Consider the following 6,433-nt stretch of genomic DNA (forward strand, 5'->3'; position numbering starts at 1 on the left):
GATTGATGATGCCAACAGCCAATAATTTATCTTACTTACTGCCTGACGTAATTGAAATCGCTCGCTCTGCCGGGCAATTGATTCTCGATATCTACGAAAAGAAAAACTACGAAGCGTTCACCAAAAGTGACCACACCCCTGTCACCAGTGCCGATCTTGCTGCGCATAAACTGATCTGCGAACGACTGAGTGAACTCACGCCAGATATTCCTGTTTTGTCGGAAGAGGCGGCGGACATTAGCCTAGAAAAACGCAGCCAATGGCAGCGGTACTGGTTGGTTGACCCGCTTGATGGTACGCAAGAGTTTATTGCGCGCAGTGGTGACTTTGCCACCATTATCGCACTGATCGAAGAAAACCAACCAGTGATGGGCGTCGTCTATGGGCCCGTTTCTGGCGTGACCTACTACGCCTACGCAGGCAAAGGCGCATGGAAGATCCCCGACATGTCTGAAAGCTTGCGTATTGAAACACACAAGCACGAAACCGTTGGGCAATCCATCGCGATTGCGATCAGTCGCCGCCAAGATATTAACCGTATTACAAGTTGCATGAGCAGCGCATGGAATTATGAGTTAGTGCCGCTGGGCTCGGCAGCGCTGAAAGCGTGTTTAGTCGCAGAAGGTGCTGTCGACTGCTATTTGCGCCTCGGCCCAACCGGTGAATGGGATACCGCAGCCACGCAATGCATCGTAGAAGAGGCGGGCGGACGCATCCTTAACACGCAACTGCAACCGCTGTCCTACAATGAGCGTGAAACGTTAGAAAACCCCAACTTTATTGTGTTAGGGGATGCCGATTTGCCTTGGAATACCATTTTACAAGTCAAACCATAACGGCCATTACCAATAAAAATGCCGATCAATAGACTCAGCATTTTTATTGGGGTATGAAATGATTACGGTTAAAAAACCAATCAAAGCTGGCCTTGATAATTAAACTGATATTTACCTTGGTTGTCTGGCGCTCCAATCCACTGTAATTGCTCCGCCATTTCGGGTGGGAATTGCGCTTCAGGTTTAAACCACGCTTTCGCACTGTAACTCATATCTGGTTGCAGCTGCAGGGCAAATTCACTGCTCATTTGCTCACTGTTTTGCTGACCGTTCAATGTCATCTGATTGCTTTGACATTGCAGATCTGCCACTACCGGACCAAGCGAGAGCTCTCCTAAAGGTGAGTCAACTCGGCCATGAGTCCACGCAAGTGAGCCTTCGGCAGATTCACACCACGGGCTATCATAGCGGTAATGGTTCAGGGACAACTCGACTTGCCCCTGAAAAGTCACTGGTACAGGCAGCGGAAACAGCGTCGCTAATTTATTAGCCGCGACAGAAACCACAACCTTGTCCGCATAAGGGCCAGAAAACCCCAGACCAAGATTGCCTTTGCCACGAACTCCCATATCACTACCGCGTCCAAAGCGTACCGCCACTTCAAACTTGGCCATCAGCAGTTGTGATACTTGGATGTCCCAGTTGAGATCGCCGACATTTTGCCCTTGCCAAAAGAGTTGCTGAGCACTACCAGACCACACCGTACCGTCAACACCAGTGACACGCATGACTTCGGAAGAGGAGAGTTGATTCATCACCAAGGAAGCCGGAATATGCGCGACCACACTGATGAGAAAAACCATTACAAGGAACCCGCTATAGAGCAATTTCTTTTTCACTCACCACCTCGCTTCAGTTGTAAGCGTTTTACTTCGACAACGCCACTTTGCTGAGCACGGTTGATGTCCATAAACTCGACATCGACACCTTGCTGCTCTTTTAGAAAGGCAAGCCAATCCACCAATTTAGAGAAAGGAAGTGGTTGTATCCAAACCTGCATCATTTCATCACGCGGTTGAATACGAATAAGCTCAATTTGAAAACGCTGCACACTTGATGAGATGACTTGATTGAGCGGTTGCGTCGTTGCCACCCCACCACCTTGTGCGCGCAATTGAGTAATGGCATCGGCCTTATCCGTCACCCAATTAAGCAATTGTCTTTCACTGATAATCCGGGCTTGCGCAAGCTCGGTTTTCTGATTAAGTGGCGCTAAAATGCCCCAATAAATGATCGCAACCACACACAGCGACACACCACCTAACAGTAATTTCTGTTCACGAGGGGAAAAGGCCGCCCATCGTTGTTGAAGTGCACTCAGGCTATTTTTCATGTCACTCACCTCACTGGCTTTTCAGTATGAAGGTACCATTAACTACAGAACCCGAGCGGTTTAACTGCCCTTGCTCAACCACAAACTGCTTTTCCAATTTAAGGCGCGCTTGTTCAAAGCTTTCAAAATCATTACTTTGAACTTCAAGGCGAATTTCACCCCGATTGCCATCATATTTAACACTTTGCAACTGCATGTTCGGTACGCTGCCGATACTGCTGGGCAACTTCGACAACCACTCCAACATCGAACCATTGGCCCCACCGCCAGAGAGTCGAGCCGCTTCATCATTCATCAGTCTTTTCAGGTAACTGATAGTGGGTATTTTCTGTTTATCAGGGAAAACTGCGCGAAAAACACGTTCACTCTCCGCTCGATAAGCATCGGCTTGCGCTTCGTAGTGCCCAGCTTGCAAAAGATGGTGGCTGGTTGAAATTACAATCAACACCGCGGCCGCTAATGCGCATTTTTGCCATACTTGCCAATGCTTCAAAAACGAGGACTTGGTTTTAAAACTTCCCGTCAGTAAAGTCACTTTGCTCGCTATTGCTTGCTGAGTCAGCAACGCCATGACTAAATGAGGCTCGGCCTGTTGCCAATGTTGCCCTTCAGCCAATGTCAGCTCAGGGAGCGGGGTATACGCCTCTAGCGGTAAATAGTGCCCCTCTTGCTTGACCCATTCTGAAGCACTAAACAGCGTTAACCACTGCGGTTCAATGCTCACCCCTAAATACTCACCTTTACGGATTAACCATTCTTGGCCGATCTGCAGTGCCGACAACCCCTCTGATGCAGGGATAGCCAACACATCCGGTAATACCTTTTTCACGTCAAAACCCGCGGCTTTGAGCTCATCTAAGCGGGTACGCAACCAAGCACGATCCACCCCGACAACGTAAGCAGTGGAAGCGGTTTTATGCAAAATTGAAAAATGCAGCTCATCCACATCTTGTGCGATCTCATCTTCGATTAGATAAGGCAACATTGACTCTAAGCGACGAGCCGCCCCTGATGGAATCGCGACCTCAGTGAGAACTAAATCACTGGCAGCAAGCAGCACAATCGTGGCGCGTTCAGCCGCATAGCTAGAGAGCTGAGATAGCTGCTCCCATCCGGATATTTCACCGCTGGCAATCACTTCTTGCTGCTGTGTTGACCACACCAGCCAAGGTATTTCAGCGTCTTGTTGACTACTCAGCCGAACGGTCAGAAACTCGCTCACTGATCCCTCCAAAGCGACGGCGTATGACCGTTGCGGTTTCTCTATTATCACTAAACAATAAACTGCGAATACGAACTCGCGAGTCATCAACCAAGATTTGAGCATCCAGTTCAAAATAAGCACTATCGACAGCTAGGTACTGTTTCGCTTCTTCTTTCACTTTGCTCTCCACAGCAGCCAATGCGGCCTCTGCGAGAAAATTGTCTACCGAAGCCCAGCCATCAAATGGTCGGCTCTCGAGTAAGTTTTTTGCATCCCCTTCACTTAAGTGCGGGCTGAACATCGCCACCAATAACTTGGCATGATCAGGTTCCAAGGTATTGATATTCAAACGCCAATCATCAGTGGGGAGAGTACAGATATAAGGCGCTATTTTATTCATTACATCACCGCTCACCTGCTGAACCGCGCGCAACTCACTGTTATCTGCAAGTAAACTATTCGCCGCCAGATAAGCAGGAGACATTGATTCATACTGGCTGTCTTCTACGCCATAAGAGGACTGCACATCTGAATCGCCATCAATATACTCCCAAGCCGAATCGGCAATCACTTCGGCTTGATAGCTGTCGACCTCAAGCTCTTCCAATAACCGTTGCAACACTTGCACTAAATAGGGTTTTTCGACACTCCCTGCCGCAGGTCTGGCTCTCGAGAGTACATTCAGGTTAAAACAAGCCTGTTTATCAAGGATGCGCCCTTTCAGAGTGCCGTAATCCAATGGATACGTTTGCTCTTTCATCGCCCAAGGTTGACTTAAGTTAATCGTTTCGTTGTCTTTGTAGCTCTGCTCGATAGCAACTTTGGCTAAAGCTTCACTACCCACACTATACCAATAGGCTTGCTGGTAACTAATTTGATTATTCGCTCTTTGAAACTGTGTGAATAAACGTTCGGACATGGTTGCGGCAATCGACACCATAATCGCCAACAACAGCAAGATAACGATTAACGCCACACCGCGTTGGGCTCGATTAGGGTGCGCCATTATTATCAGCCTCTTTATTGGTCGAATTGATGCCACCACCAGCAGTAAGGTAGATACGCTCAATCTCGCCATAATCTTTCAGCGCCAATTTCACGGCCACCGCCTGTGGGATTTTCAAGGCATCAGTCCACTCTTCACTCCATTTATCTTGGTTATAAAAGCGCAGCGATAGTGACTCAACATCATGTAACAATGGCGTGATGATCCCTTCTTGCCCTGCAGGAGTATCAGGATAACGCCACCATATACGCTCTAACACGCCCTCTTTAATTCGGTAGCCGACCTTAGTGACTTCCCCGCGTGGAAATTGCTGCTGTGGGTTATGCCAACCTAATCGTGCAAACAGCACTCCTTTTTGATCGGAGTCGAGCAAGTACTCTTTCCAAATCAGCATCTGTTGACTTGGCTCTTCACCATTGGTGCGAAATTGACGCGTTGCCATCTGCCGAAAATCGCCATCCATTAACACCATGGCGCGCTGCAATTCGTTCAAACGTTGGCTACGTTGGGCTGAAATCTCATTACTGCGCTGGACTTGGTTCAATACTTGGTAAGCACCAACGCTCAAACTAGCGAAAATCGCAATCGCCACCAGCACTTCAATCAGGGTAAAGCCTTTGTTTTGTTTATTTGGCGACATAACTTCTCACTGTCACCAAAGGTGATCCTTCTTTTTCACTAGCCACGCTAACATCAAAAGCTTTCAATAAATTATCCGCAGTGGGTACTAAAGTGACTTTCCAATACCAGGTTCGGCCCGCCAATACCTCACTGCCATTTTTCGCTTGTACGTTTTTAGGAGTAAGCATCACTTGCGCCATCTGGTTATCGACCACCATGGCGGCAAACGCTTTTTCTTCCAAATAACTCACGGTATTGATGTGTTGGCTGACCGAACGGATCACACTGATGGAAGCGGTGGCAAAAATAGCCAGCGCCACCAAGACTTCTAACAGCGTCATCGCTTTTTGTTTACCCATCGATCGCATCTCCCGGAGCGAACAGCGTGATTTCCCCGTTTTCTTTCACTACCACTCGCCAGCCTTGCTCTGCATCTTGCTGATTAAGATGGATGCTCAGGACAAAAGGGGTCAGCTCACCACTCGATAAAATAAACACTTGTGGTGGTAGCTGCTTTTTCTGTTCGTTTTCATCAGCAAACTTATCATCATCAAACAGACTGCCCGGTTTGAAGAGTCGATCATCGTTTTTCCATGCACTTCCTCCCAGCTCAAACTGGAGGGATAACCCCTCAGGCAGTTGGAGCTGTGAAGCCATTTTCTTGCTCTCTAGCGGCTGCCATCCCTTGTCCTCCATCGATAGGAAAACCAGATGCGATTTTTTTTCATCGACCCGCAAACCAAAATCTTTGCCACTGAGAATGGCTTCTTCATTACTCAGTTGTAGACGCTGATAAAGGCTCATCGCGTACTGTTTCGCATCATCGTTGTTCGTGCTAGGTAGCGTCGATATAACGGCCACAGCACTGAGCGAGAGCAGCACGAGCACCAGCAGTATTTCGAGTAGGGTAAAACCGCGTTGAGATAGCATCAGATAAATGGGGCGGCTAAGGCCGCCCTCTCTCTTATTGGAAATCTTGCATGTTCCAGTTGCCTATGTCGGCACTGGCGCCTTCGCCACCTTCTTGACCATCAGCACCTAGCGTGAAGATATCAATCGTACCGTTATCACCAGGGCTTAAGTATTGATAAGGGTTGCCCCAAGGGTCATTTGGCAAACGGCGAATATAACCGTTATCGCGGTAGTTGCGTGGCTCAGGATTCGACGGCTTGGTCACTAGCGCTTCTAAGCCTTGATCTGTCGTTGGGTACACGCTGTTGTCTAATTTATACATATCCAACGCATTTTCGAGTGCGACAATATCGGTAATCGCTTTTTGTTGGTCAGCTTTTTCTTTATTACCGAGCAAATTAGGCACCACAAAACTCGCCAAAATACCCAAAATAACCACAACCACCATCACTTCAAGCAAAGTAAAGCCCGACTGTTTATTTGTTTTTGTTCTCATTCCAATCTCCAACATAGTTTGGTCG

The 6,433-nt window shown here is 48.0% G+C and carries 9 protein-coding genes; 1 reads left to right on the top strand and 8 read right to left on the bottom strand.

Features of this window, described 5'->3' with window-relative positions:
- The first annotated feature begins 8 nt into the window (after nt 1-8).
- On the top strand, nt 9-836 hold the full coding sequence (gene cysQ / locus B9J84_RS13705) for a 3'(2'),5'-bisphosphate nucleotidase CysQ (protein WP_010319313.1): 828 nt from the start codon (nt 9-11) through the stop codon (nt 834-836).
- An 80-nt stretch (nt 837-916) separates the two neighbouring features.
- Here cysQ and B9J84_RS13710 read toward each other — a convergent pair whose 3' ends face one another.
- From B9J84_RS13710 to gspG, 8 genes are read right to left on the bottom strand one after another with little or no spacing between them, the layout of a single operon-like run.
- Entirely contained in the window at nt 917-1,675 is a 759-nt protein-coding gene (locus B9J84_RS13710) for a type II secretion system protein N (RefSeq protein ID WP_017043523.1), read from the bottom strand.
- Nucleotides 1,672-2,169 (bottom strand): type II secretion system protein M, encoded by a 498-nt coding sequence (locus B9J84_RS13715; RefSeq protein ID WP_013855429.1) that lies wholly within the window; start codon nt 2,167-2,169, stop codon nt 1,672-1,674. The genes B9J84_RS13710 and B9J84_RS13715 overlap by 4 nt, the downstream gene beginning before the upstream one ends.
- A gap of 10 nt (nt 2,170-2,179) precedes the next feature.
- Nucleotides 2,180-3,391, bottom strand: a complete 1,212-nt coding sequence (gspL, locus tag B9J84_RS13720; RefSeq protein WP_013855430.1) for a type II secretion system protein GspL — start codon at nt 3,389-3,391, stop codon at nt 2,180-2,182.
- On the bottom strand, nt 3,360-4,379 hold the full coding sequence (gspK, locus tag B9J84_RS13725; RefSeq protein ID WP_017048718.1) for a type II secretion system minor pseudopilin GspK: 1,020 nt from the start codon (nt 4,377-4,379) through the stop codon (nt 3,360-3,362). The genes gspL and gspK overlap by 32 nt, the downstream gene beginning before the upstream one ends.
- Nucleotides 4,366-5,019, bottom strand: coding sequence for a type II secretion system minor pseudopilin GspJ (gspJ, locus tag B9J84_RS13730; RefSeq protein ID WP_047688025.1), 654 nt, complete (start codon nt 5,017-5,019; stop codon nt 4,366-4,368). Before gspJ ends, gspK begins: the two co-directional genes overlap by 14 nt.
- Nucleotides 5,006-5,368, bottom strand: a complete 363-nt coding sequence (gene gspI, locus B9J84_RS13735) for a type II secretion system minor pseudopilin GspI (protein WP_013855433.1) — start codon at nt 5,366-5,368, stop codon at nt 5,006-5,008. Before gspI ends, gspJ begins: the two co-directional genes overlap by 14 nt.
- Nucleotides 5,352-5,930: a type II secretion system minor pseudopilin GspH gene (gene gspH, locus B9J84_RS13740; protein ID WP_013855434.1), complete on the bottom strand. Its 579-nt coding sequence runs from the start codon at nt 5,928-5,930 to the stop codon at nt 5,352-5,354. Before gspH ends, gspI begins: the two co-directional genes overlap by 17 nt.
- 34 nt (nt 5,931-5,964) lie before the next feature.
- On the bottom strand, nt 5,965-6,408 hold the full coding sequence (gene gspG / locus B9J84_RS13745; RefSeq protein ID WP_010319321.1) for a type II secretion system major pseudopilin GspG: 444 nt from the start codon (nt 6,406-6,408) through the stop codon (nt 5,965-5,967).
- Nucleotides 6,409-6,433: the final 25 nt, after the last annotated feature.

The organism is Vibrio sp. V03_P4A6T147 (assembly GCF_002241085.1).
In the GTDB taxonomy this organism is placed as follows: Bacteria; Pseudomonadota; Gammaproteobacteria; order Enterobacterales; family Vibrionaceae; genus Vibrio; species Vibrio anguillarum.

Coding starts and splice junctions, on each gene's coding strand:
- B9J84_RS13715 (WP_013855429.1), bottom strand. CDS start 2,169: ATGAAAAATAGCCTGAGTGCACTTCAACAACGATGGGCGGCCTTTTCC.
- gspK (WP_017048718.1), bottom strand. CDS start 4,379: ATGGCGCACCCTAATCGAGCCCAACGCGGTGTGGCGTTAATCGTTATC.
- gspH (WP_013855434.1), bottom strand. CDS start 5,930: ATGCTATCTCAACGCGGTTTTACCCTACTCGAAATACTGCTGGTGCTC.
- gspI (WP_013855433.1), bottom strand. CDS start 5,368: ATGCGATCGATGGGTAAACAAAAAGCGATGACGCTGTTAGAAGTCTTG.
- cysQ (WP_010319313.1), top strand. CDS start 9: ATGCCAACAGCCAATAATTTATCTTACTTACTGCCTGACGTAATTGAA.
- gspJ (WP_047688025.1), bottom strand. CDS start 5,019: ATGTCGCCAAATAAACAAAACAAAGGCTTTACCCTGATTGAAGTGCTG.
- gspG (WP_010319321.1), bottom strand. CDS start 6,408: ATGAGAACAAAAACAAATAAACAGTCGGGCTTTACTTTGCTTGAAGTG.